Raw genomic sequence first — 23675 nt, 5'->3', positions numbered from 1 at the left:
GGTGCCCTCAAGAAAGGGATTTTTTCGTACGCTAAGGCGTCCCGCTCTTATGCGCTGGCCACTGCTGCCGCGCGTGCAGCACGTTGAGGATCTGCGCCACGTCGCGGGCGACGCGGTAGACCAGCAGATAGTTTTCCGTCACCACGGCCTCGCGCGTGCCGCGCACGCGGCCCACGCGGTACAGCTTCGGATCGGTGGCAATGCGGCCGGTTCTGGCCTGGATTTCCGCCGCGAGCGTATCGGCCCCCTGCGGGCTTTGCTCGCGCACGTAATCGAGAATATCAGCAAGGTTAAGTAGCGCTGTCGCGGTCCATTCGACAGTCACCGTCATTTACGGGCCGTCCGCTTCGGCTTCGTGGCTGGCGTGGCCGCCTTGCCTGCGGCCAGCGCGCGCAGGCCTGCGGTATCGCCGGCGCGCAGCAGCGCCGCCACGGCGTCATGCGGCACCTTCACGCTGCCCGGTTCGTCGGCCTCGGCCATCGAGGCGCGGACGGTCTCACGGAACCACCGGTTATAGGCAGCGTCCGCGTGCGCGGCCTTCATCTGCTCGCGCGCCCGCTCGGCCTTGGACTGTTCCGCGCTCGAGCGCGGGGCGACCGGATCGTAATGCGCCGCGTCCACCTCGAAACGCACGATGCCCAGCTCGCGCAGGTAGGTGGCCAGCGTCTCGAAGTTCGCCCAGGTGCGGACGTTGCCGCGCTGGGTTGCCAGCGCCCGCTCGGTCATGCCGTAGCGGAACAGCACGCCCCAGCCGCCACGCTGGCCGACCACGTGGGCCGCGCGCACCGCGCCCGCCTCGACGAGGCCGGAGAGGGTTTTCTGGTCGATGGTCTCGGTGGCCATGTTCATTCCTTCACGAGTTCGGGCCGCCACGCACGCACGACGGCTTCGAAGTGCTCACCATAGCCCAGCGTGTCCGGGTAGCTGTTCGCGCGGGAGGCGAGGCGGAACACCACGCACACGTCCTCCATGATGTCGTCATCGAGCGCCCAGCCCGTGCAGATGTCGTACTTGCCGCAGCTGGCCGGGTTCCACCAGGCGAGCAGGAAATCGGCGACGCGGCGGCTCTGGCCGGTGTCGCCACCAGCGATGGACAGCAGGTTTTCGAGGGCCTGCTTTTCGGCGGGGAGCATCTGTTCGGGGCGCATGGTGCCTCGCTATGGGATAAGGTGACTTTTCCGGCCCTTTTGATGAATCGGGATTCAGGATAGAGGTTATCACAATCCAGGATTGTGATTGACAGGCATCAGGATAGCGAGGCCGGAGCTGGACATAACGCCCGTTGTCAGGCGGTTTCGGCTCTCGCGGCGTCCCATCGACCCCTTTACTTTTGGAGAACTCTGGAGCACTATTGGAGTAAATATCCACGGAGCCCATGTCATGTCCCTTGACGATTTTGTCGCCGTCCCGATCACGACCGATTTGTATGTCCGTCTGGTGCAGCGCTTTCCCGGCGGCGTAAGCACGCTCATTGAAGACGTCGTGACGGATTTTCTGGAACGCACCGCCGATGACGCGCCGATGCCAAGACGTGCCGGCGTACGCTGGGAAGGCCTGTTTCTGCCCAGCGGCACACTCGCCCGCACGCATTACTACGGCGAAGAAAAACGCGCCGAAGTGGTCGGCACCGAGATCATCTGGGAAGGCGAGACCTACCCCTCGTTTGCCAATCTTGCCAATGTGATGCGCGGCGACACCAAAAACAACGCGTGGAAAGTGCTTGAACTCAAGCGCCCGAACGATCCCCACTGGCAGCCAGCCTACCTGCTGCGGCACGCAACGTAGGCGCGGCTGGCGACTGACATCGCCCGCCGACGCGGGCGGATAAACTGGAAGCTTCTTCATTCAAGGGCCGGACGGCCCTGCCTTTAAGTCGCGAGCAAAAAGATGGAAGAACCTACGAACCGGCCACACATGACCGCACAAGATGAGTCTCACGTCAAAGACGATCGGACAATCATGCGACTGGCTGTTGATCTGGCCGCCAAGTGCGTAAGCGAAGAAAACAGGGTCTCTCCCAAGGTTGCCGCCGTTGTGGTCCGGGACGGGGTTGTTCTGGCCTCGGCGTATCGTGGCGAACTGAAGGCTGGCGAGCATGCCGAATACACTTTGCTAGAACGGAAGCTGCAAGGTGTGGACCTCGAAGGTGCAACGATCTACACGACGCTTGAGCCATGCACCCACAGGAATCATCCAAAGGTGTCGTGCACCGACCGCGTTATTGACCGGAAACTGAAGCGGGTTGTTATCGGCACACTCGATCCGAACCAGATGATTCGTGGGCTCGGTGAGCTGCGCCTGCAAGATGCAGGCATTGAAATCACCCGGTTTGATCCTGACCTCGTACTTGAGCTGCGTGAGCTGAACCAGGAGTTCTCGGCACTGCATCCGGTACGTGGCATCCAGCGTGATGCAATTCAGACACGTGAGCCGTTGCAAGCGGAGGTAGGTCCGAACGGCCATCGCATCGGCTATAACAGTGATGGCGACAAGGTTGAGTGGATACCGTCCGATGAGGAGGAAGGCGAGTTCTGGCCGATGATCCTCCGCCGCAACGACGCAGCAATCCTCAGGGAATACAACGACCTTTGGGATAAGGTGTGGTGGAACCGTCATCAAAATTGGGTCTATCGACTCGAAAATGGAATCGAAAAGCTCAGGCCAGGACAAGAGGAAATATTGGCAACGGCAAAAGAAGCAGCGAAGCGGATCGAACTCAAGTTCGGAAAGGAAAACCTGGGGTGGGATGATTTCGAGTGGGGACTTCTGAGTGGGCGCATGTCGGCACTTAGCTGGGTGCTCGGGGCCGAATGGGACGAGTCGCTCGATACGTAGTTCGTGTGATTTCGCCAACACCGGAGCCTGCCTTGACGCTTGAGATACCGCCAACCGGCCTGCGCGAGTTCATCACTGATCTGGCGAAGCGTCACGGCGTGACGTATGTGAGGGAACGGCTATAGCGCATTGGCAGAGGTCATTTCGCGGCTGTCCGATGATGAGGTCGTGTCCGACGAGACCGAAAAGCTGGTCATCGCACTTCCCCGTGCAGAGGTAATCGACAATGGTGACGCTGCTCGGTCGCTACCTGGACGAGCAGCGCGAGCGTGATACCGAATGACTGTTCTCGGTCGGTCACCTTGGGGCCACAAGGCGTCACCTTTGCGCCCGTTGGCAGGCGTCAGGTCATATTCCAGGGAATAGGTGAACGTTTTCGGGGTGTTGCCCGACCCCGAAAAGATGTACCTAAAGCAGCGTAGTTAGCGTGCAACGCGTTGGGGCGTCATGATGTCAGCGGCGTTGGCGGGTCCGTCTGGCGACTGACGTCGTCTGCCGCGAGGGCGGGCTAGCGTACGTAAAAATCCCTTTCTTGAGGGCACCCCATACCAAGCGGGGTTGTGCGGAAAGTTGCAGCCTGCACCTGCGACCGTTGCGGTCGCAGACTCACTCCGAACGACGATGATTGGCATGAGAAGCTAACCGTCGAGTACCGGGGTGGCTATTCCTCGGTGTTCGGCGACGCCGCTACAGTCAGCATTGATCTATGCCAGCAATGCGTGCGCGACGCGCTGGGGCCGTGGCTGCGCATCTGCCCAGACGCATAGCGGCCGGTAAAGGGTGCAGCGTCGCCGAATTGAAGCGGCCTCGCACGCTGCCGACGAGCGCCACCGGGCGACCTCGCCAATCCGACCGTGGCGTACTGGACCGAAGCGCTCGTGATCCGCCACAGCGGACCACCTCATTATTACGTATAACGTCATCTCTATGACGATCAACAGACCTAATCTGACATAAGCGTTGTTATGTCTGGGCCGTAACACGAACCCGCCATTGAGCCCTCTCCAACCGTGAAACATTTCTCCTCGAAACGGCTGAGAGCGTTGTCGCGCAATCGCGCAGCCGAGTCTCTTAGTCGTCCGTGAAACATTCGACGACGAATTGTCTACCCCTCTCTGCGCCCATCGGCTGAGGTTATTTGGTCGCGCCTTGGCTTGGAGCGCGCCGCTTTCAGCGCCATCGAGTTACGCCGACAACCCGCCGATATGTGTGGAGACCGTCGTCTATCCCGCGCCCGCCCGTGGACGGGAGCACTGCCCACACCGCAAGGGTGTGGACAGCGCCGGCGTGTGAGGCCGGCGTGCTGCACCCGCCCACCGGCTCCTCACGGCCCTTCCCCTACGGGCTGACGCGGCCCTATGGGCCTTGCCCCACGATAGAGGGCAGTCTATGGCCTGCATCTCGCCATGCCCCGTTTCGAGCGACGCCGGTTGCGCCCCTCCCCCTCTGCAAAACTTGTCCGACGCCAGCATGCCGACACGTTAACACCGCGCCATGAAGGGAAGCGGCGAAGCCGCCGAGCCGGTAGGGGCCGGTCCGGTAGGACTCGCCCGCCCGCAGGGTGGGCGACCCCGTAGCCCGGTGAGCCGATGGCGCGGGCGCGCAACGCTTGCGGACCGTCGTGCCTGCCGGGGGCGGGGTCGCTCTTGCTACGGGGACTTGTCCTTTGATGCCACAGTTATTCACATCACGCGTTAGTAAAGAGAAGGTAAAAGAAGGTAAAGGTCACGCCGACGCGGTTTTCCCGATTTAGATCAATGGCTTGCGAAGCGACACCGGAATGCTATGCCGTTGAAACGGAATGCTATGCCGATGAAGCGGAACGCTATGCCGACGACGGAGGAACGCTATGCCGATGCTCTGGCAACCAGATTGTGAGTTGCTCCTTCCGCTTGGCGCTGAGTTCCATCCGCCAGGCTGCAATGATCTCCACTCGTTCGAGTTCATGCATAGCAGCATCTAGCGCCTGACGGAACTTCCGCATAGGGCTCCCGTATTGCATTTTTTCTTTCAGCCAGTCGAGTGCATACGACTGTCTTTGGTTCGACGAAGTGGCGAGTAATCGCTGCATCGCCTTTGCCATGTCTTGGCCACGCCTAATTCGCAGTCGCTTGTTCCAGTCGATCAAAGCGAACTCTCGATTGCTAAACAGCACGGCCCAGCGTGGATCAAGCGTGAACGTGTAGCTCTCGGCCGCGTGGTTGTAACGGAAACTCTGTACGATGTGGAACGCATCTGTATCGCCGACGCGATATTTGGTGGATCCGTCCGGCGTCCTCGCCTCGATGAAAAGCGTCCCCACTGTCAGCGCTTTTATGCGGCGGTGCAGCCACGCATACTGTGACTTGCCTGTTTCGCGATCAAGTGCTCGCAGCAGCGCGGCTCGGTTGAGCGTTACCGGCGAACCGAGCGGAAAGCGGTGACCCTCCTGGATGAGCTGGAACGTCAGGTCAGCGTCAGGTTCGTCGAACTGCTCCCCGGTGTAACTCATCACCGCGTCGCGACGGGTTACGAGGGGAGTATCCACATGGAACTTCCGTGGTCCCTTTGCGATCGGCGCAAACAGAGATGAGCGGGCGATGTGGTTGGACATCGCCCGCATGAAGTCGTCGATTCCGGGCAGCACGAGGTCTTGCGGCTCCTCCTTTTCACATCGCTCCATAGCGCGAGACGACGATTCAGATTGAAGCCGCAGGGCCAGTTCTACAGCGCGGTGGGGCCTTCCCTGTCCGGCATATATTTTTGAGCTACAAGCGGTTGACGATACGTCGGACGCGATTGAACTCCTGTCCAAACACGCGTCCTCGACGCCCTCTGCGACAAGGGATAAGGTGTGTTGATTCAGGGAGGTCATTCGCCCTCCCGCGACGCGGCCCGTCGTTCAAGCTGCTCGCGTTTCGTCGGTCGCCCGCTTCGACGTGCTTGCTGTGGCTCGGCTACTCGATCGGTCTGTCGCGCCGCTTTGCGGGACCTGAGCATATCAACGGTAGCCGCCACTGCTGGTTGGACGTGTCGATCAATCCAGTCGTGGACGTCCTGCTTTCGCCAGAACAACTTCCGTTGGCCTGGCAACCGCACGATCGGCGGCAGACGATCGAAGCGTTTCGCCGCAATGTCTGAGTAGACTGTTGCGGGCTTTCTGTGGAGAAGAAGGCATAGCTGACCGAGCGTCAGCAGTTCGACGGGAAACTTCGTTGACATGGGCGAACTCCGGCGGCCCACACGCCAAAAGCGTGTGAGCTACCGAACGTGCGCACCAGCCAACGGCCTAGACGCAGAAGCGTTGTACCGGTGGCGGGCCGAGTGGCCCTCTGTCGGTCCCTCGACATGCGCGCGTGCGTTGTCTCGCTGTCGCTCCGGCTCCGTCCGTATTAGCCGGTCTGCATGTCGTTAACCCACGTAGGCGGTGCTTGCCAACGCGGGCCTTGGATCTCCCGATCCAAGTAAAGGCTCATGGGTACAGGATAACTACGATCTGGATTGTCTTTGGTCTGACTAGACCAGTCAAGGAAGGCCCGCTGTGGGCGACGACACCATGGGACATCGCTCGCTACGACAACGTGTCTCAGACGGGACAAATCTGGGACACCAATAGACCCGATTCGACCAAAAAAGACCGAGACTAATACAGAGAAAGGCAAGAAAAAAACCGGCCTAAGTAGCCGGTTTTAAAGGAAATTCTTGGTGGAGCGGAGGAGGATCGAACTCCCGACCTTCGCATTGCGAACGCGACGCTCTCCCAGCTGAGCTACCGCCCCAACGAATCACCGATTCTACACACACAAAATCCGTTTTGCCAAGCATCAAGTTTGACCCCAAGCAAAACTACTTCGAAGGCGCTCCGGCGAGCACCCAGGCCACAACGGAATGGATATCGCCGGCGCTCATCCCGGGATGAGAAGGCATAGGAATAGCCCCCCACACCCCTGCCCCACCGTCCCGCACTTTCTTCTCCAGCTTGCCCTGGGCCCCTGCATCGCCCTTGTACTTCGCAGCGACATCCTTAAACGAAGGCCCAACAAGCTTGCGATCCACCGCATGGCACCCCATGCAAGCATTCGCCTGAGCCACCTTCACCCCATCCGCCACAGCAGCAACCGCCGGCGAAGCGAGACCCAAACCAGCCCCAGCAACCACCACCCCAGCCACAACCCCACCAACAAACCGCCGCATCACAAAGCCCCCGTATTCCCCGCCTTCGTAGCCGACGAATTAGTCACAGGCGCGGGCGCCTGATGCTCAATAGGCTGCGAGGTCACGCCCGAATCAGGCACCGCCCCCACCGTCGGCGCATCGGCAGCAGGCGCCGCCGCCGGCGCACTGGGCGCAGCCGCCGTCGCCACCGTCGCCTGTTGCGGGTCGATGTACTGGTAGCACTTCACCACCTGCGTCACGCCCATCACCCCGGCCGTCGCGTTGGCGGCGATATTGCCTTCCTGCGGCGTAACCAGCCCCATCAGATAGATCGTGCCGCGCTCGCTCACGACCTTGAAGTTGTTCGCGGAGATGTCCTTATAGGCAATCAGCTCCCCCTTCACGCGTCCTTCGAGGTACGAGTCGTTCGCGCGCGAAGAGAACGAGCTGGCCGGCTGTACCGCCAGCTCGTTGACGATCGATGCAACGTTCGTCACGGCTCGCACAATGCTCTCGGCCTTCTGCTTCGAGGCGTCGTCGGGCACTTCACCCGTGATCAGCACGCGCTGGTTGAACACCGCCACGTTCACGTGCGCCGTGTCGGGCAGTTGCTTGCCGAGATCGGCCAGCGCCTTCACCTGGATCTCGCGGTCTTCCGTTTGCGATCCCACCGTGCGCCGGTCGGTTGCCACCAGCGCTGTGCCGCCCGCCGCGCCCGCCAGCGCCAGGAAGCAGCCCTGCAGGCTTGCGCAGAGCGAGGCTGCGAAGCCGATCGTCAGCGTGGTCCGTGCCAGCGCGCGCGTCATGCCGTATCTGCTCATCAACTTCCCCTCTCTTCGTCTTACGGTGTCAGTCTTCGCCCAGCAGCATCGCGTCGATGCCGTCGCACAGGCAGTGAATAGTTAACAGATGCACTTCCTGAACACGCGCCGTTCGGTCACTCGGCACGCACAGCTGAATGTCGGTATCGGCGAGCACGCTGTTCACGTCGCCGCCGCCCTTGCCGGTCAGCGCGATCACGACCATTTCGCGTTCGTGCGCTTCCTGAATGGCGGCCAGCACGTTTACGGAGTTGCCCGAGGTCGTGATGGCGAGCAGCACGTCGCCGGGCTGGCCGAGCGCGCGCACCTGCTTCGCAAATACCTGCTCGTACGCGTAGTCGTTGGCAACGGCGGTGAGCACCGAGGCGTCGGTGGTCAGCGCGAGCGCGGGCAGGCCCGGGCGTTCGCGCTCGAACCGGCCGATCAGTTCGGCGGCGAGTTGCTGGGCGGTGGCGGCGGATCCGCCATTGCCACACGCGAGAATCTTGTTGCTGTTCGCGAGCGCGGCGAACATCGTATCGACCGCGGCGGCAATCGGGACCGCCAGGGTTTCCATGGCCGCGAGCGTAGTGGCTGCGCTATCGCGGAAGTGCTGTTGAATGCGTTCGACGGACATCGACTCTCTAATCTGTACTGCGGGTATCGCAAAATTTCCGCGCGGTGCGGCGTGCCGCAAGTTTAGCGCACTCGAGGGCGTTCATTTTCACCCTTCTTTCTGTTGCGTAAGTTTTAGCTCTCGTGCGCTTCCGGTTGAAACGCGTCGCGCAGCCACACGAGCCGGCCGCTCTCGAACGCGATCACGTCGAAGCGGCACGCGGGCGGCGTTCGCGCTTGCGTGGCCGCTTTCCCGTTCGCATCGGCGGCGCGCCACGTCGCGAGAAAGTAGCGCGCCGCGCGCAGCACGCGCTGCTGTTTGCGCCATCCCACGCTCGCCGCCGCCCCGCCGAATGCCGGCCGCGCGCGGGCGCGCACTTCCACGAAAACCAGCGTGCCGTCGCGCTCGCGCATCACGAGATCGAGTTCGCCGCCGCGGCAATTCACGTTGCGCGCGACCAGCTCCAGGCGCTCGCGACGTAAAAACGCCAGTGCGTGCGCCTCGAAACGCGCGCCTGTCGCGCGGCGTTGGGCATTCGACTGCGCCCGCGCGCAAAAGTTGTCGACGCGTGCACTTTCGTTCGCGCCGCTTCCCTCGGGTGCACTCGCGCCCGCGTGGCACAATGTCGGCCTCTTTTCCTGCTTTCGCGCGTTGCGTGTCATGACGTCCCTCTCGTCCCCCTTCGAACTCGCACAGGCCCAGCAATATCCGGCCGCCACGCTGTACGTCGTGGCGACGCCCATCGGCAATGTCGCCGACATCACGCTGCGCGCCCTGCACGTGCTCGGCCTCGTCGATCGCATCGCCGCCGAAGACACGCGCAACACCGGCCAGCTCCTCGCGCGCTACGGTATTTCGAAGCCGCTCGTCGCCGTGCACGAGCACAACGAGCGCGAGGCCGCGCAGCGCGTGATCGAATTTCTGCGCGCGGGCGAGCGCGTGGCCTGCGTTTCGGACGCGGGCACGCCCGGCATTTCCGATCCGGGCGCGAAACTCGTGGACGCCGTGCGCGCCGCCGGCCTGAACGTCATGCCGCTACCTGGCGCGAGCGCACTCGCAACGGCGCTTTCCGCTGCCGGCGACTGGGTCTCGACCTTCACGTTCCTCGGTTTTCTGCCGCCCAAGCCCAAGCAGCGCGCAGCCGCATTGCAGCCGCTCGCCTCGCATACGCATGCGATGGTGTTCTACGAAGCCCCGCATCGCATCGTCGAAACCGTGCAGTCGCTCGCCGATGCGTTCGGTCCCGCGCGCCGCATCCTCATCGCCCGCGAATTGACGAAGCTACACGAGTCGCTCTGGAGCGGCACCCTGGCCGAAGCGCCAACGTGGCTGGCAGGGGACGCGAACCGTCAGCGCGGCGAGTTCGTGCTGGTGGTGGAAGGCGCGAGCGAGCAGGCGGAAGGCGAAGCCGATCACGACGCGCTCTTGCGCGTGCTGCTTCAGGAAGTACCGGTAAAGGGCGCGGCGAAGATCGCGGCGGCGCTCACGGGCGCGTCGCGCAATGCGCTCTACGCGCGGGCGCTGGAATTGAAGGGTGAAGGCGGGGAAGAAGCGGGCGACTGAGCCGCCAGCCGACTACAGTCAAAAGCACCAGCCAGAAAAACCGAAAGGCCGCCTGAGTCAATCAGGCGGCCTTTCGCGTATACATCCAACTCTGCCAGGCGGTTCAGTCTCAGGCGCGTCGCGGCGCACTCAGCGCCACGCCCAAACGAGATCGCTTAGTGATCGATGTTCGAGTTCGCGGCAAGCATATCCGCTTGCGCGGCCTTCGCTTCCTGGCGCGTGAGGCCTTCGATGTCCACCTTCGCCGTACCCGCATGCTGCACGCCAAGCAGCTTGGCGGCGGCATACGAGAGGTCGAGCACACGGCCACGTGCGTACGGGCCACGGTCGTTGATCTTCACCACTACCCACTTCGACGTGCCGGGCACGCTCACGCGCACATACGAGCCGAGCGGCAGCGTGCGGTGCGCAGCAGTGAGCGCCTTCATGTTGAAGCGCTCGCCGCTTGCGGTGCGGCGGCCGTGGAACGCGCGGCCGTACCACGAGGCGCGGCCGGTCTGGTGGAACGAGTGGACGTCCGGGCCGTTCTCGTCGATCGCCTCGGCGTTCGCGAGCGAGTTGTCCTTCGCGGTGCCCGATGCGGGCAGCGCAGCGAGCGCGGAGCCGTAGCCCTGCGGCGCAGTGAAAGCCGCGTCCTTCGTGCGAAGGGCGTCGCTGGATGCCTGGTCCTGCTGGGCAGGCGGCACGGCGCAACCGGCCAGAATGGACACGGCTGCGAGACTCCCGAGTCGTCGTCGAGTCAGTCGAAGGTTCATAACATTGCCATCACGTTCTCGAAGCCTGTCCCGCGCCATGTGTGCGCGTTGTCGGAAAGGCTTCGGCGGTCGCGGGCAAAGCTTCGCCATCGCTCGCCTGAAATGAAAAAGGCGAACGCGTGCCAATGCCCGGATGCAGCCCTAATAAGCCGCTAACCGCTAGTTATCTTTCACGTCTGGCGCAACCTGTCCCCGGCAGCCTGACCAGACCCCACATGCCGCCATCGAACGATGAAGCTCGTTCAGGCGCGCCGGAAACTCTCGGCGCACAGGAACGGCGGCGTAGGCCCCACCCAGCGTCACGGCATGTAGGCCGTTGCAGGCGCGTGGCACCTGGCTGGGCAAGACGTGCGGCGTCGAACGGATCGACACCTGATTTGCTATCTTGTAAGGCAGCCTGTTTCGGCCCGCCTAGAACGACAGCACTGCTTGACGGCGATGTATGCGACCTCTTTTTTTACGAAGGTCACACCGCCCTTTGAAAGCACGAATTCCGTGCGTGATGGGTCGCATTATACCCAAAAGTTATTCCTGTCACGCCGGTGCCTCACAAATCTCCATGATTTTTCACTATTGATGTAACAAAGCCGTTCGCCTTGCGCCGCCGCATCCCTTGTCAGACAAGGGACTGAGGCTGTCGCGAGCGGCGTCGGCGGCGCTTCCTGCACCCCGGTACAATCGATCCTTTGGCTGGGGCCGTCGGCACGCGACGTCGATTTCGACGCGTCGCTGTACCCGCCCCGCGAGACCTGAACCCCACGATCCCCGCATGAAAGTCACGCTGATTCCCGTCACGCCGTTCCAGCAAAACTGCTCGCTGCTCGTCGACGAAACGACGAACCGCGCCGCCGTCGTCGATCCGGGCGGCGACCTCGAACGCATCGAGGCCGAGATCGAACGTCAGGGCGTGCAGCTGGAAAAGGTGCTGCTCACCCATGGCCACCTCGACCACTGCGCCGGCGCGAAGGCGCTCGCCACGAAGTTCGGCGTGCCGATCGAAGGCCCGCAGGAAGACGAGCGCTTCTGGATCGACCAGTTGCCGCAGCAGAGCGTGCGCTTTGGCTTCGGTCACGCCGAGGCGTTCGAGCCCACGCGCTGGCTTCAAGACGGCGACACGGTGCGCTTCGGCGGCGAGGAACTCGAGGTCTATCACTGCCCCGGGCACACGCCGGGTCACGTGATCTTCTTCAGCCGCAAGCACCGGGTCGCCACGGTCGGCGACGTGCTGTTCGCGGGTTCGATCGGCCGCACGGACTTTCCGCGCGGCAATCATGCGGACCTGATCCGTTCGATCCGCGAAAAGCTCTGGCCGCTGGGCGACGACGTCACGTTCGTGCCGGGCCATGGCCCCGTTTCGACATTCGGCGAGGAGCGCCGCTCCAACCCGTACGTCGCAGATGGCGTACCTGGATGAGAGTGAAAAGTAAGATGAATCAAGCCGCTATTGAGGAGATTTACGTCAGCACTGACGTCGAGGCCGATGGTCCCATTCCCGGCCCGCATTCGATGCTGAGTTTCGCTTCGGCGGCGTACACCGCCGACAAGCGTTTGATCGCCACGTTCTCGGCCAATCTCGAGATGCTCGGAGGCGCGGCGCCGCATCCGGTGCAGGCCGCCTGGTGGGAGACGCAGCCCGAGGCCTGGGCCGCATGCCGCAAGGATCTGCAAGACCCGGCGGCGGCGCTCGTCGCCTACGTCGAATGGGTGGAGGCGCTGCCCGGCAAGCCGGTGTTCGTGGCGATGCCGGCGGGCTTCGATTTCACCTTCATGTTCTGGTACATGATGCGTTTCGCCGGGCGCTGCCCGTTCTCATGGTCGGCGCTCGACATCAAGACGCTCGCCTTCGCGATGACGGGCCTGCCGTACCGCAAGTGCATCAAGCCGCGCTTTCCGAAGCACTGGTTCGACGATCACCCGCACACGCACGTCGCGCTCGACGACGCGATCGAGCAAGGCGCCCTCTTCTGCAACATGCTGGCCGACCTGCGCGCACAGCAAGCCGCGCTCGCCGCTGATGGGGACGACTCAGGGCAAAACGCCGCGAGCACTCCGGCAAATTAGGTAATCTCCCTCATCATCTGCGCTTTGCATTGCGTTCTGTTCTCCTGGCCTCTAACATTCAGGAATACAGCGACGCATTGGAGGCGCAGTTGACACTCGATACGTTCTCTCAGAAGATCCTGCGCCTGCTGCAGCTCGACGCGCGCCGCTCGGTCCAGGAAATCTCCGACCAGGTGGGGCTCTCCAGCACCCCTTGCTGGCGCCGTATCAAGGACATGGAACAGTCGGGCGTGATCCAGCGCTACACGGCGCTGCTCGATCGCGAAAAGCTTGGCCTGCACGTCTGCGCGCTCGCGCATATCCATCTCACGCGCCACACCGAAGGCGGCGTCGAAGCCTTCGAACGCGAGATCGCCACCTGCCCCGAAGTCACCGAGTGTTACAGCACCACGGGCGAGTCGGACTACATCCTCAAGATCGTCGCACCCGACATCAAGGCCTACGACGCCTTCCTGCACGAACGCATCTTCCGCATTCCCGCGGTGGCGCAGGTGCGCACGAGCGTCGTGCTGCGGGAAATCAAGTTCGATACGCAATTGCCGCTGTGAAGCCACGACGGCGCGGCGGCTTCTCTGCCGCGCCGAGCGCACTCAATGCGACTCGCGCGATTTGCCGTGCGCGGCCAGTGCGCCATGCGCATCGAGCGGCTGCATCACGACGAGCTTGCTCGCGCCGAGGCGCGCGCGCAGCGCTTCCAGATCCATGGCGGCCACGCGCCGCGCGTCGTCCGCCGCGGCCAGCACCACCTGAATCTCCAGCCCCGTGCTCAGGTAGTGCAGCGTGATGCCTTCGACATGCACGTCATGCTCCGACAGCTCGCTTCGCAGGCGCCTGGCCACGTCGTCGCGCGCAGGCAGGTTGGCCACGGAGCGCACGTGCATGTCGTCTTCGGGATCGACGTGAATCAGTGCATCTAGCACGCGTGCGTCGGTGAGCAGGCGAGCACGCGCCGTCTCCGCGATGTAGTGCCCTTCCGAAACCGAAATCAGCGGATCGACGAGGATGTGCGCATCCACTAGCGCGAGGTCGCCGGTCTTGCGTGTGCGCATCTCGTGCACGTCGAGCACGCCCGGCGTGCTCATCAGCAGCGCGCGCAGGTCCGCGGCGGCGGCTTCGTCGAGCGCGCGGTCGGAGAGGTCCTGCAGCGCGTCCCAGCCGAACACCCAGCCCATGCGCGCGACCATGAAGCCGACGATGGCCGCCGCGATCGGATCGAGCAGCCGCACGCCGGCGAGGCTGCCCACAATGCCGATCGCCACGACCAGCGACGAAGCCGCGTCCGAGCGCGCATGCCAGGCATTGGCGATCAGCATGGCCGAGCGCACGCGCTGCGCCTCGCGCAGCATGTAGCGAAAGAGCCCTTCCTTGGAAACCAGCACGAGGAGCGCCACGACCAGCGCGCTCACGTGCAGCGCCGGAATATCGCCGAGATTCATGATGCGCGTGCCGGCGCGCACCAGCATGCCGACGCCCACCGCAATCAATAATGCGCCAAGGAATAACGACGCGACCGTCTCATAACGGCTGTGGCCGTAGTTATGATCGGCGTCCGGCTTGGCGCCGCTATGCCGGTTGGCCAGCAGCACGACGAAGTCGGAAACGATATCGGCGAGTGAATGCACGCCATCGGCAATCAACGCCTGCGAATGCGCAAACACACCGATGACGATTTGCAACACCACCAGAACAGAATTGACGCCAACGCTGACCCACGTCGTACGGCGTGCGACCTCGTGTTTATCTGAGAACGGGGGGGCGGCGGAAGAAGTCATGCGCGGCGAGAGAGCAAATTAGGGGAATAACCGCGATTGTAGCGACTGCATGCGACGATTTTATGGATAGCCCTAAAAATCTCTTTTAAATCAGATGCCTACAAGACCAGGAAGCATTCTCATTCAAGCCGTGGATACGGTTCGAACCAAACCGCACATGGTGCAGAAAATCAAAAAGCCGCGCGTCCCCGGACTGCGCGGCTTCTTGTTTTCGAGAATCAGGAGATACCTCGCCCGACTCCGCTCCTGCTTTCACTCATGCGCAGCGCGTTCAAACGCGCCGCTGACAAGTTGATTTACTTCTGGATCAGAAAACGATCGCGGTCTTGACCGGCGATCCAGCGCGGCGGCTTGCCACGGCCCGACCACGTGCTGCCGCTGTCGGGATCGCGGTATTTCGGCGCGACGCTCGCACGCGAACGGCTGGCTGCCTTCGCGGCTTTGGCGCTGGCGCGGCCGCCACCGAGTTCTGCCAGGGTAATGCCGTAGTCGGCCATTTTCTGCTTGATTTCATCGAGGACCTCGGCATATTCGCGAGCCTTCGCCTCTTCAATCTGCTTTTCCAGCTTCTCTCGCTGAGCGAGAAGTTCCTTGTAGGAAGACATAGGTGCCCTTGTGGTTTGATCTTAATGGCTACTGATCTCGCGTCAGTATGCCGATTGATAGATGCGTGCCTCGGAAATCGGTGGCGAGATTAACACAGATTTGAATGCCGGGTTGCGTGTAAGCAATAAAAATAATTAAAGCCAGATTTCCAATCCCGCGCCTTCCAGCAAGCCTCTAACTCATTGTCATTTCGTGCAAATCGGTATTTTTACTAAATCCCGCTTTTGCCAGATAAATCCACATCTCATAATTAGCAGCGGATGAAAATTAAATGCGTTGAAATACGTCAAACATTTCATCCCATGACAACTTTGAGCCAATCAACGGGGATAGAAACCGGTTGCTGCTAAGCAGCATGAGGCGACGCGCTATATAGGACGGCGGACAACGCCCGCATGGGCGGAATAAACCGTCATTGCGTATGGCGCTCAATGCAGTCGGCTAGCACCGCATGCAAGGATTGCAAATCAAACTGTGGCGCATCGAAAACAAAGCGCGTGCGGGCGCCGTCGATCACGAGATCGGCGCCGTAGCGATCCACGCCTGCGAGGTCCAGTCCGGCTCGGCGGGTGGGGTGCGTTTCGAAAAAGCGGATCAGCGTGGTTTCGTCGGCGGGAGCGAGCGGGGGGAGCGCGTCGAGGTCGGCGCCGTCCATCCAGCCCATTGCGCCAAACCCGCCGATATAACGCAGCCGCTCGACGTGCATGACCCAGAAGGTGAAGTCGCCGAGTGCGAGATAGCGCTCGGCGTCCGGGTGATAGCGCACGTAGCGCCGCGCCAGCGCCTCGCTCGCTTCGTGGGCGGCTGAATCGACCGGCGCGACTGGTTCGAAGCGGCCGAGCAGCGTGGCGCGCGGGGCGTTCAGCACGTCGGCGTCGGGTACGTGCGCGACGAGAAAGCCCGCGCGCGGGTCGTCGAGCAAATTGCGCGTGTGCTCGGCCAGACGGCTCACCAGGATCACCGGACGGTGCTGCGCGTCGGGCGCAAACGGCAGCAGCGTCGGATACGGAAAACCGCGCGGCTCGCGCGAGTGCGTGGCGAGCGTGCCGATAGGCGTCTGGTGCAGCAGATGCAGCGGGGCGTGAGCGGGAATCTTCAAGGGCGCGTCCTCGAGTCGAACGATGGATGCTCCTGATATTAGAGCAGCTGACCCGGCCAACGCGCTGCGACAGGCCAGTCGCACCTTCGTTAGAATCATCGTTTGCTTTCAGGCGCCTTCCTGGTCCCTTCTCTTCCTTCTGCCCGGAATTCCCGTGTCCGACCGACCGACCGACCCCGCCCTCGCCGTTGCGAGCCCAGCCGCCCACCATCGGGCGCTGCCCGCCGCCACGCGCCATCGCGCGCGCATCGCGACCATGGCGCTCTTTTTCGTCGCCGGCATGATGTACGCGTCGTGGGGCGTGCACGTGCCGACCGTGCGCGACAAGTTTCATCTGAGCCCGGCACTTCTCTCTTACGCGCTCTTCGCGGTCGCGGGCGGCTCTATCGCCGCGATGACGACGATCGGCGGCTGGATCGCGCGCGCGGGCTCGCGCCGCGCCTGCCTCACCGGCGGCCTGACGATGTCCGTGTGCGGCGCGCTGATCCTGGTGGTCCCGTATTACTGGATGCTGATCGTCGTGCTCGCCTTTTTCGGCGTGGGCATGGCCACGCTCGATGTCGCCATGAACGCCGAAGCGAGCGCCGTGGAAGAAGCCGTCGCCAAGCCGATCATGTCGGGGCTGCATGGCATGTTCAGCCTGGGCGGCATGGCGGGCGCCGCGATTGGCGGCGCGCTGCTCGCGCGCGGCATGGCGCCGGCGCTGCATCTCTTTCTCGCTTCGGCGCTGGCGGCGCTCGTGCTGTTCGTCTCGTGCCCGGCTGTCCTGCCGCACGTGCCGCACGCTACGCACGGCGAGCACGCGAAAACCGGCAACCGCTGGCGCACGCCCGCGCTCTGGGCGCTAGGCGCCATCGCGCTGATCGCTCTGATCGCCGAAGGCGCGATGTACGACTGGGCCACGGTCTACATGCGCGACGTGGTGCTCTCCACGCCTGCGCTCGCCAGCGCGGCCTACGCGGCGTTTTCGGGCGGCATGGCCGCGGCGCGCTTCGCCGGGGACGCCGTGCGCGCGCGCTTTGGCGCGCCGCAGCTCGTGATGGCGAGCGCCTCGCTCGCGTGCGCGGGCATGATCGGCGCGCTGTTGCTGCCGTTCTCGTTCACCGCGCTCACGGGCTTCACGCTGATGGGGCTCGGCCTCGCCAACATGATGCCGGTGCTGTTCGCGGCCGCTGCGCGCGTGAAAGGTATCCACGCGGCCGAAGGGCTCGCGCACGTCGCGGGCATCGCCTATTTCGGCTTGCTGTTCGGGCCGGTGGTGATCGGCGGCATCGCGCAGGTGACCAACCTCACGGTCGGGCTCGCCGTGGTGGCGTTGTGCGCGGCGCTCGTGGCGTTTGCGGGGCCGAAGGTGCTGCGGCGGCTGGGGATCTGAAAGCGCATCGATAACTGCGTCACGCGCAGCCCCAAACGAAAAAAAGCCCGCAGGCCGAAACCTGCGGGCTTTTCCAATCGCGTGAGCGAAATGGGTAAATACGCGCTAAGCGCGAATTACATCTTCACGACGTCGAGCAGCGACTTCTTGCCCGACTTGTAGTTGTACAGCGAGATCACGCCGTGCTTGAGGTCGCCCTTCGAATCGAAGGTCGTCTCGCCAATCACGCCCTTGTAGTCCGTCGTCGGCATTTCGGCGAGGATCTTTGCCGGATCCGTCGAGTTCGCACGCTTCATGGCGTCGACGATGATGTACACAGCGTCATACGTGAACGGTGCGTAGATCTGGATCGGCTGGCCGAAGCGCTTCTCGAACTTGGCTTCGAATTCCTTGCCGCCCGGCATCTTTTCGAGCGCCATGCCGGCTTCCGAACACACGATGTTGTCGGTCGCGTCGCCGGCGAGGTCGGCCAGCTTGTCGGTACAGACGCCGTCACCCGCGAGCACCTTCGCGCGCAGGCCAAGCTGCTTGGCTTGCTTGGCGAACGGGCCGCCGGTGGCATCCATGCCGCCGTACATGATCGCGTCGGGGTTTTCGCCCTTGATCTTCGTCAGAATGGCGCGGAAGTCCACGGCCTTGTCGTTCGTCGCGTCATGCGACAGCACGTTCATGCCGAGCGACTTGGCGGTCTTCTCGAACTCGTTCGCGAGACCCTGGCCATAAGCCGTCGAGTCGTCGACCACGGCAACGGTCTTGACCTTCAGGTTCTTCGCCGCGTAGTTCGCGAGCGCCGGGCCCTGCTGGGCGTCGGTCGCCACGACACGGTAGGTCGTCTTGAAGCCTTGTTGCGTGTAGGCCGGGTTCGTGGCCGACGGCGAGATCTGCACGATGCCTGCATCGCTGTAGATCTTCGATGCCGGGATCGACGTGCCCGAGTTCAGGTGGCCGACGACGGCAACGACCTTGTCGTCGACGAGCTTCTGCGCGACCTGGGTGGCCGTGCGCGGGTCAGCTGCGTCGTCTTGTGCGTCGAGCACGAGCGTGACCTTCTGGCCGCCGACCATGAGGCCCTTCGCGTTGATCTCTTCGACTGCGAGACGTGCGCCGTTTTCGTTGTCTTTACCGAGGTGCGCAATCCCACCCGTAAGCGGCGCGACGTGGCCAATCTTGACCGTAACGTCTGCGCTCGCTGCCGTTGCGAACGACGCGAACATAATGGCCGCAGCGCTGATCGGCAACAGCTTGTGAAGCTTGATAGTCATGTAAGTCTCCAGTTTCGAACCCAAAAGCTACGTAATCGCCCAGTGCTCCCGCGCCCCGAACGTGTCGCTCCCCGTGCGGACGACCACGCAGGATGCATCCTTGATGCACCTGGCCAGCATGGCGAATGGTCCGTTCATGGCGGGCCGCCCATCCATACTTGCGCGCAAGTGTAGGTGATCAAATTAATTTGGGGGACTTTTTTCAGATATTGGTGCGAGTACCAATATGCGTACTGCAAGAACAGTTCGAAACCCTGATCAATCGACCGCAAGCCTTATGTAATAAGGCATCCGGACTTTGGATCCAATTATTGGGAGATTCCCTGAGGGGTCCCGCACGAATCGTTTTTTGGATTATTTGACGGGAGTTATTGGTGTGTTAGCGCACGCGTTCCGGGAATACACCAGGGTGCCGTGCGACCATATGAAAACCCCTCCCATTCGCGATAACGTTTGCGAGTCGCACGGACGCCCGGAACGCACTTTTTTGCGCGTGCCGGTTCAAGTAAGCATTCGATTAATTTTGCACGCCGATGCGTTGCGGACTCGCCTCTCATGCGGCTACCTGCCTCACGCGTCGTGACTCAGTTTGCCGGGTAGTTTGCCTGACACAGCACGCCATTCGGCATCGAGCGCAGCGACGATTTGCGCGGCGCCGAGACCGGCCTCGCGCGTACGCGAAAGCGGTGCGCCCTGCCCCGACCACAGCGACAGATAATCGCCGTCGTTCTCGCGCGCCGCGCGTTGCCGCAACGGCTGCGTGAGCGCGTTTTGCACGGGGTACGGCGCGACCGTCTCGGGCCGAGCCTCGAGCTGCTGCATGAGCGGATTGCGAATGCCGCGCGCGTGGCGTCCGGTGATTGCGCGCGTGACCGAGGTCGCGGTATCCGTCGACGCACGCAGCCGCGCCTTCCAGTCAGCGGGAATCGCACTTTCGGCACTGCCGAGAAACGCGGTGCCCGTCTGCACGCCTTGCGCGCCCAGCGCGAGCGCCGCGACGATGCCGCGCCCGTCCATGATGCCGCCCGCCGCCAGGACCGGGAGGCCGACCGCACCTGGTGCATCGACCGCATCGACGAGTTGCGGCACCAGCGCCATCGTGCCGATGAGCGCGTGCGGCGCCTCGCCGATGAACGTGCCGCGGTGCCCGCCCGCTTCGGCACCTTGCGCGACGATCGCATCCGCACCCGCGTCGCGCCACGCGATGGCTTCGGCCACGTGAGTGGCCGTGCCCATCACGTAGCTGCCCGCCGCATGCAGGCGCGCGACGTCGGACTTGGGCAACAGGCCGAACGTGAAGCTCACCACCGGCACGCGCAGCTCGATCACCGCGTCGAGTTGCGCGCGAAAGTCGGGCGCGTAACGTGCGAGCGCCTCACCGGGCGGCAAACCGTGCTGGGCCGCCACCGGATCGATCGCTTCGAGCGCGCGGCGCACGGTGGCTTCGTCGGGATTCGCAGGGTCGAGCACGAAGAGATTCACGCCGAAGGGCTTGTCGGTGAGCGCGCGAATCGCGGCGACTTCGCTCGCGATCTTTTCGGGTGCGAGCGCCGCCCCGGCGAGAAAACCGAGCCCGCCCGCGTTCGACACCGCCGCGACGAGCGCAGGCGTGGTCGGGCCGCCCGCCATCGGCCCCTGCACGAGCGGCAGGCGCAAACCGAAGCGGCGGCTGAACGGCGTGGAAAAGTCGGGCGACGTGCGCAACGCGGGAGTAGAACTCATGAGGCGATCCTTGTATGGCTGAATGAGCGATGACGATGCAATCGCTACCGACTCTAGCCAAAGCCCTCCTGCCCGAAAAATGAATAATCGAGATCATTACGATCCGCTTGCGAGAACGCGTTTTCCGTGGCGTGCGCTGCAGAGGTTCAAGGGCCTATGGCAAACTGGCTCCCCGATTTCGCGACGCGCCGCGGGCAGTGTGCGAGCCGCCTGCCTGAGCGCTGCGGCGCGTCGCATGACTCATTGATGAAGACGGAGAAACAACATGAGCGTTTCGACCAAATGGATCGACATTCCCGCCGGCAATGACAGCTTCGGCGCGTACCTCGCGCTGCCCAGGGGCGGCAAGGGACCGGGCATCGTCATCCTGCAGGAGATCTTCGGCGTGAACGGGCACATCCGCGACGTCGTCGAGCAATATGCGCTCGACGGCTACGTGGCGATCGCCCCCGACGTGTTCTGGCGCGCGGCCCCGCGCGTCGAGCTCGACTACGTGGGCGCGGACCGCGATCGCGGCATCGCGCTGATGCAGAAGACGGACGTCAACCTCGTGGTCGAGGACATCGCCGCGACCGCGGCTGCGCTGCGCGCGCTGCCCGAGTGCACGGGCAAGGTCGCGGCGATCGGCTACTGCTTCGGCGGCCGTCTTGCCTACCTCGCGGCCGCCAGCGGTTCGGTGGATGCGGCGGTGTCCTACTACGGCGGCGGCATCCAGAATCAGCTCGATCTCGCCGACAAGGTCACCAAGCCGATTCTCTTCCACTACGCCGAACTCGATCACGGCATTCCGCTGTCGGCGGTGGGCCAGGTGAAGGAGCGCTTCGCGGGCCGCCTGAACGCCGAGTTCCACCTGTACCCGAACGCCGATCACGGCTTCAACTGCTCGGTGCGCGCCTCGTACAACCAGCACGCTGCGGCGCTCGCGCACGGCCGCACGTTGAGCTTCCTGGCCGAGCATCTGTAATACCCTTCGGGCGGCGACGACGGTTGTCGCCCGGCCGTCGTTGCGCACGCCTTGCTGCATCGATGCGCGCGCAACGACAAACCCCGCAGGCGCGCCGCCCGCTTACACTCCTTGCGTAGCCCGTATCGCTCAAGCCCGGCCCAACCCGACGACGAGGAGTGCGCGCCTTGCAATCCGACTATCTGGAATACGACGCCATCGGCCTCGCCGATCTCGTGCGCCGCCGCGAGGTGAGCGCGCGCGAGTTGCTCGACACCGCCATCGCCCGTGCGGAAGCCGCCAATCCCGCGATCAACGCCATCGTCCTCAAGGACTATGAAGCGGCGCGCGAGCGCGCGCGGCGCATCGAGGCCTCCGGCAACGGCGTGAGCGCGCTGAGCGAAGGACCGCTCGCCGGCGTGCCGTTTCTCGTCAAGGACCTCGGCGCGGCCGTGGCCGGGCTGCGGATGACGCTTGGCAGCCGTCATTACCGCCACTACATTCCCACCGCCGACGCGCCCGTGGTTGCGCGTTTTCGCGCCGCGGGCCTGAATATCTTCGGCAAGACCAGCGCCTCGGAGCTCGGGCAGATGCCCTATACCGAACCCGAGCTGTTCGGCCCCTGCCGCAACCCGTGGAACCTCGATCACACGCCCGGCGGCTCGAGCGGCGGCGCGGCCGCCTCGGTCGCGGCGGGCATCGTACCGCTCGCGCACGCGTCCGACGGCGGCGGTTCGATCCGCATTCCGGCGTCGTGCTGCGGGCTCTTCGGCTTCAAGCCGTCGCGCGCGTTCCAGCCGGCGTCCGACGTGCCGCCGCCGCCCGGCGCACTCGGCGTCGATCTCGCCGTATCGCGCAGCGTGCGTGACAGCGCGCTGATGCTCGACCTGATCGCCGGCGACCCCGCGCTGCCTGCCGGCGCGCCCGGCACCTTCCTCGCCGCCGCGCGCGCCCCGCTCGACGGATCGAAGCCGCTCGCCATCGCGCTGTTGACCGAGCCGATGTTCGCGGACACACTCGCGCCCGAAGTGCGCAGCGCGCTCGACGATGCCGCCGAACTGCTCACGTCGCTCGGCCATCGCGTGGAGCCGTTTTCGCTGCCCGTGGATTACGCACAGGCGCGCGAGGCGTTCCTGATGCTGTGGTCGGTGGTGGCCGAGCAATACGTGCTGCACGCGGACGACATCACGGGCACGAAGCCGCACCGCCGGGAGTTCGAGATCGCAACCTGGGCCATGGCGCACATCGGCCAGAAGCTCGGCGAGCGCGAGCTGCCCGCGGCGCTCGACGTACAGCAGCGCATCACGGCGCAGCTCGCCGACCTGATGAAGCGCTACGACGTGCTGCTGTGCCCGACGCTCGCGGCTCCGCCGGTGAAAATCGGCGAACTGAAGCCAAGCCAGAGCGAGCGCATCCAGATGCGCGCGGTCACGGCCATGCCGGTGGAAGTGCTGATGAGAAAGCTGCTGACCGAAGCCTCGAACAAGGCATTCGCGTGGGCCGGCTGCACGGAGCTTTTCAACCTGACGGGCCAGCCGTCGATGTCGGTGCCGCTCGCATGGAACGCTCGTGGGCTGCCGATCGGCGTTCAGTTCGCCGCGCGCGAGGGCAACGACGCATTGTTGCTGCGCCTCGCGGCGCAACTGGAGGCGGCGCGCCCGTGGTTCAACCGTCGGCCGCCGCTGCTGCAGGCGCGGCGCTAGCGCGCTCGCGCTTTCATGAACGACGTGCGCGGGCAGCGAAGCGTGTGGGGTCTACGCGTTGCAGTGCCCGCACCGTTCCATCACGCCTTCTTGTTATAAGCGCTGCACCAGCCCTTGCCCGCGACCTGCTTGCCGCCGAACATCGGGCACGGCGCGAACGCGTCGGTGGCCTTGCCCTGGTAGAACGTGCAGTTGCTGCAGTCCTGGCCGGCGGCGTACTTCGCGAACTTCGCTCGGTCGACCTTGGTCGCGTCGAGCTTGTAGCCGAGCGCCTGGGAGGTGGGATCGGATTCGGCAGCCTTGGGCGCGTCGGCGAAGGCCTGGCGCGAAAGCGCGAGCGTCGAAGCGACGCCGATGCTCGTAATCAGAAAGCTGCGGCGGGACGATTTCATATGACTCACTCCAGTATTGTGGCGATTCGTTCGCTGG

At 63.7% G+C, this 23675-nt stretch carries 25 protein-coding genes and 1 tRNA gene; 9 read left to right on the top strand and 17 right to left on the bottom strand.

All coding sequences use genetic code 11. From position 1 onward, the window contains the following. Positions 1-31 precede the first annotated feature (31 nt). The 3 genes from AB3X99_RS21200 to AB3X99_RS21190 are packed head-to-tail and all read right to left on the bottom strand — an operon-like array spanning position 32 to position 1148. Positions 32-331 carry a type II toxin-antitoxin system RelE/ParE family toxin gene (locus tag AB3X99_RS21200; RefSeq protein ID WP_368618044.1) on the bottom strand — a complete coding sequence of 100 codons (300 nt, stop codon included), beginning with the start codon at positions 329-331 and terminating at the stop codon, positions 32-34. After that, a complete protein-coding gene (locus AB3X99_RS21195; protein ID WP_368618043.1) occupies positions 328-843 on the bottom strand; it encodes a hypothetical protein in 516 nt (171 codons plus the stop codon). Before AB3X99_RS21195 ends, AB3X99_RS21200 begins: the two co-directional genes overlap by 4 nt. A gap of 2 nt (positions 844-845) precedes the next feature. Beyond that, the gene (locus AB3X99_RS21190) at positions 846-1148 is read right to left on the bottom strand and encodes a hypothetical protein (RefSeq protein ID WP_368618042.1); all 303 of its coding nucleotides are present in this window, start codon (positions 1146-1148) and stop codon (positions 846-848) included. A gap of 232 nt (positions 1149-1380) precedes the next feature. On the opposite strand from AB3X99_RS21190, the gene AB3X99_RS21185 reads away from it, so the two are divergent. Further along, on the top strand, positions 1381-1785 hold the full coding sequence (locus AB3X99_RS21185; protein ID WP_368618041.1) for a hypothetical protein: 405 nt from the start codon (positions 1381-1383) through the stop codon (positions 1783-1785). Between the two features lie 129 nt (positions 1786-1914). Continuing rightward, positions 1915-2835: a deaminase gene (locus tag AB3X99_RS21180; RefSeq protein WP_368618040.1), complete on the top strand. Its 921-nt coding sequence runs from the start codon at positions 1915-1917 to the stop codon at positions 2833-2835. Between the two features lie 1825 nt (positions 2836-4660). On the opposite strand, the gene trfA is transcribed toward AB3X99_RS21180, so the two are convergent. From trfA to AB3X99_RS21145, 7 genes are all read right to left on the bottom strand, one after another. Further along, on the bottom strand, positions 4661-5689 hold the full coding sequence (gene trfA / locus AB3X99_RS21175) for a plasmid replication initiator TrfA (protein WP_368618039.1): 1029 nt from the start codon (positions 5687-5689) through the stop codon (positions 4661-4663). Beyond that, a complete protein-coding gene (locus AB3X99_RS21170) occupies positions 5686-6036 on the bottom strand; it encodes a DNA-binding protein (RefSeq protein WP_368618038.1) in 351 nt (116 codons plus the stop codon). The genes trfA and AB3X99_RS21170 overlap by 4 nt, the downstream gene beginning before the upstream one ends. Positions 6037-6517: 481 nt before the next feature. Further along, positions 6518-6593: transfer RNA gene (locus tag AB3X99_RS21165), tRNA-Ala, on the bottom strand. Positions 6594-6660: 67 nt separating this feature from the next. Further along, positions 6661-7008, bottom strand: a complete 348-nt coding sequence (locus AB3X99_RS21160) for a c-type cytochrome (RefSeq protein WP_368618037.1) — start codon at positions 7006-7008, stop codon at positions 6661-6663. After that, a complete protein-coding gene (locus AB3X99_RS21155) occupies positions 7008-7790 on the bottom strand; it encodes a BON domain-containing protein (RefSeq protein ID WP_368618036.1) in 783 nt (260 codons plus the stop codon). Before AB3X99_RS21155 ends, AB3X99_RS21160 begins: the two co-directional genes overlap by 1 nt. Positions 7791-7818: 28 nt before the next feature. Continuing rightward, positions 7819-8406 carry a phosphoheptose isomerase gene (locus tag AB3X99_RS21150; RefSeq protein ID WP_069265196.1) on the bottom strand — a complete coding sequence of 196 codons (588 nt, stop codon included), beginning with the start codon at positions 8404-8406 and terminating at the stop codon, positions 7819-7821. Between the two features lie 113 nt (positions 8407-8519). Continuing rightward, positions 8520-9047: a YraN family protein gene (locus AB3X99_RS21145; RefSeq protein ID WP_368618035.1), complete on the bottom strand. Its 528-nt coding sequence runs from the start codon at positions 9045-9047 to the stop codon at positions 8520-8522. On the opposite strand from AB3X99_RS21145, the gene rsmI reads away from it, so the two are divergent. Further along, a complete protein-coding gene (gene rsmI / locus AB3X99_RS21140; RefSeq protein WP_368618034.1) occupies positions 9046-9948 on the top strand; it encodes a 16S rRNA (cytidine(1402)-2'-O)-methyltransferase in 903 nt (300 codons plus the stop codon). The genes AB3X99_RS21145 and rsmI overlap by 2 nt on opposite strands. A 155-nt stretch (positions 9949-10103) precedes the next feature. On the opposite strand, the gene AB3X99_RS21135 is transcribed toward rsmI, so the two are convergent. Next, positions 10104-10703: a septal ring lytic transglycosylase RlpA family protein gene (locus AB3X99_RS21135; protein WP_069265199.1), complete on the bottom strand. Its 600-nt coding sequence runs from the start codon at positions 10701-10703 to the stop codon at positions 10104-10106. Between the two features lie 769 nt (positions 10704-11472). Here AB3X99_RS21135 and AB3X99_RS21130 point away from each other — a divergent pair. From AB3X99_RS21130 to AB3X99_RS21120, 3 genes are all read left to right on the top strand, one after another. Further along, positions 11473-12117, top strand: a complete 645-nt coding sequence (locus AB3X99_RS21130; RefSeq protein ID WP_069265200.1) for an MBL fold metallo-hydrolase — start codon at positions 11473-11475, stop codon at positions 12115-12117. 14 nt (positions 12118-12131) lie between these two features. Next, the gene (locus tag AB3X99_RS21125; protein ID WP_368618033.1) at positions 12132-12764 is read left to right on the top strand and encodes an exonuclease; all 633 of its coding nucleotides are present in this window, start codon (positions 12132-12134) and stop codon (positions 12762-12764) included. An 89-nt stretch (positions 12765-12853) separates the two neighbouring features. Next, entirely contained in the window at positions 12854-13312 is a 459-nt protein-coding gene (locus AB3X99_RS21120; protein WP_027815813.1) for an Lrp/AsnC family transcriptional regulator, read from the top strand. A gap of 42 nt (positions 13313-13354) precedes the next feature. Here AB3X99_RS21120 and AB3X99_RS21115 read toward each other — a convergent pair whose 3' ends face one another. From AB3X99_RS21115 to AB3X99_RS21105, 3 genes are all read right to left on the bottom strand, one after another. Then, positions 13355-14536, bottom strand: coding sequence for a cation diffusion facilitator family transporter (locus AB3X99_RS21115; protein WP_368618032.1), 1182 nt, complete (start codon positions 14534-14536; stop codon positions 13355-13357). 296 nt (positions 14537-14832) lie between these two features. Continuing rightward, positions 14833-15141, bottom strand: coding sequence for an H-NS family nucleoid-associated regulatory protein (locus AB3X99_RS21110; RefSeq protein WP_069265202.1), 309 nt, complete (start codon positions 15139-15141; stop codon positions 14833-14835). Positions 15142-15554: 413 nt separating this feature from the next. After that, on the bottom strand, positions 15555-16241 hold the full coding sequence (locus tag AB3X99_RS21105) for a HugZ family protein (protein ID WP_368618031.1): 687 nt from the start codon (positions 16239-16241) through the stop codon (positions 15555-15557). Between the two features lie 154 nt (positions 16242-16395). On the opposite strand from AB3X99_RS21105, the gene AB3X99_RS21100 reads away from it, so the two are divergent. Further along, entirely contained in the window at positions 16396-17616 is a 1221-nt protein-coding gene (locus tag AB3X99_RS21100; RefSeq protein WP_368618030.1) for an MFS transporter, read from the top strand. Between the two features lie 116 nt (positions 17617-17732). Here the strand turns inward: AB3X99_RS21100 and AB3X99_RS21095 are convergent, their stop codons facing one another. Next, positions 17733-18878: a branched-chain amino acid ABC transporter substrate-binding protein gene (locus tag AB3X99_RS21095; protein ID WP_342924397.1), complete on the bottom strand. Its 1146-nt coding sequence runs from the start codon at positions 18876-18878 to the stop codon at positions 17733-17735. Between the two features lie 570 nt (positions 18879-19448). Beyond that, positions 19449-20600, bottom strand: coding sequence for an NAD(P)H-dependent flavin oxidoreductase (locus tag AB3X99_RS21090; protein WP_368618029.1), 1152 nt, complete (start codon positions 20598-20600; stop codon positions 19449-19451). 265 nt (positions 20601-20865) lie between these two features. Between AB3X99_RS21090 and AB3X99_RS21085 the strand changes: the two genes are divergently transcribed. Together AB3X99_RS21085 and AB3X99_RS21080 are read left to right on the top strand one after the other, a co-directional pair. After that, positions 20866-21564 carry a dienelactone hydrolase family protein gene (locus AB3X99_RS21085; protein ID WP_368618028.1) on the top strand — a complete coding sequence of 233 codons (699 nt, stop codon included), beginning with the start codon at positions 20866-20868 and terminating at the stop codon, positions 21562-21564. A 167-nt stretch (positions 21565-21731) separates the two neighbouring features. Further along, positions 21732-23246, top strand: a complete 1515-nt coding sequence (locus tag AB3X99_RS21080) for an amidase (protein WP_069265208.1) — start codon at positions 21732-21734, stop codon at positions 23244-23246. An 80-nt stretch (positions 23247-23326) separates the two neighbouring features. Here the strand turns inward: AB3X99_RS21080 and AB3X99_RS21075 are convergent, their stop codons facing one another. Beyond that, positions 23327-23638 carry a high-potential iron-sulfur protein gene (locus AB3X99_RS21075; RefSeq protein ID WP_069265209.1) on the bottom strand — a complete coding sequence of 104 codons (312 nt, stop codon included), beginning with the start codon at positions 23636-23638 and terminating at the stop codon, positions 23327-23329. Positions 23639-23675: the final 37 nt, after the last annotated feature.

Source organism: Paraburkholderia sp. BR10882 (assembly GCF_040948855.1).
GTDB classification, from domain to species: Bacteria; Pseudomonadota; Gammaproteobacteria; order Burkholderiales; family Burkholderiaceae; genus Paraburkholderia; species Paraburkholderia nodosa_A.
Note: the sequence above shows the minus strand (reverse complement) of the source record. Positions and strands in the feature narration are given on the sequence as shown.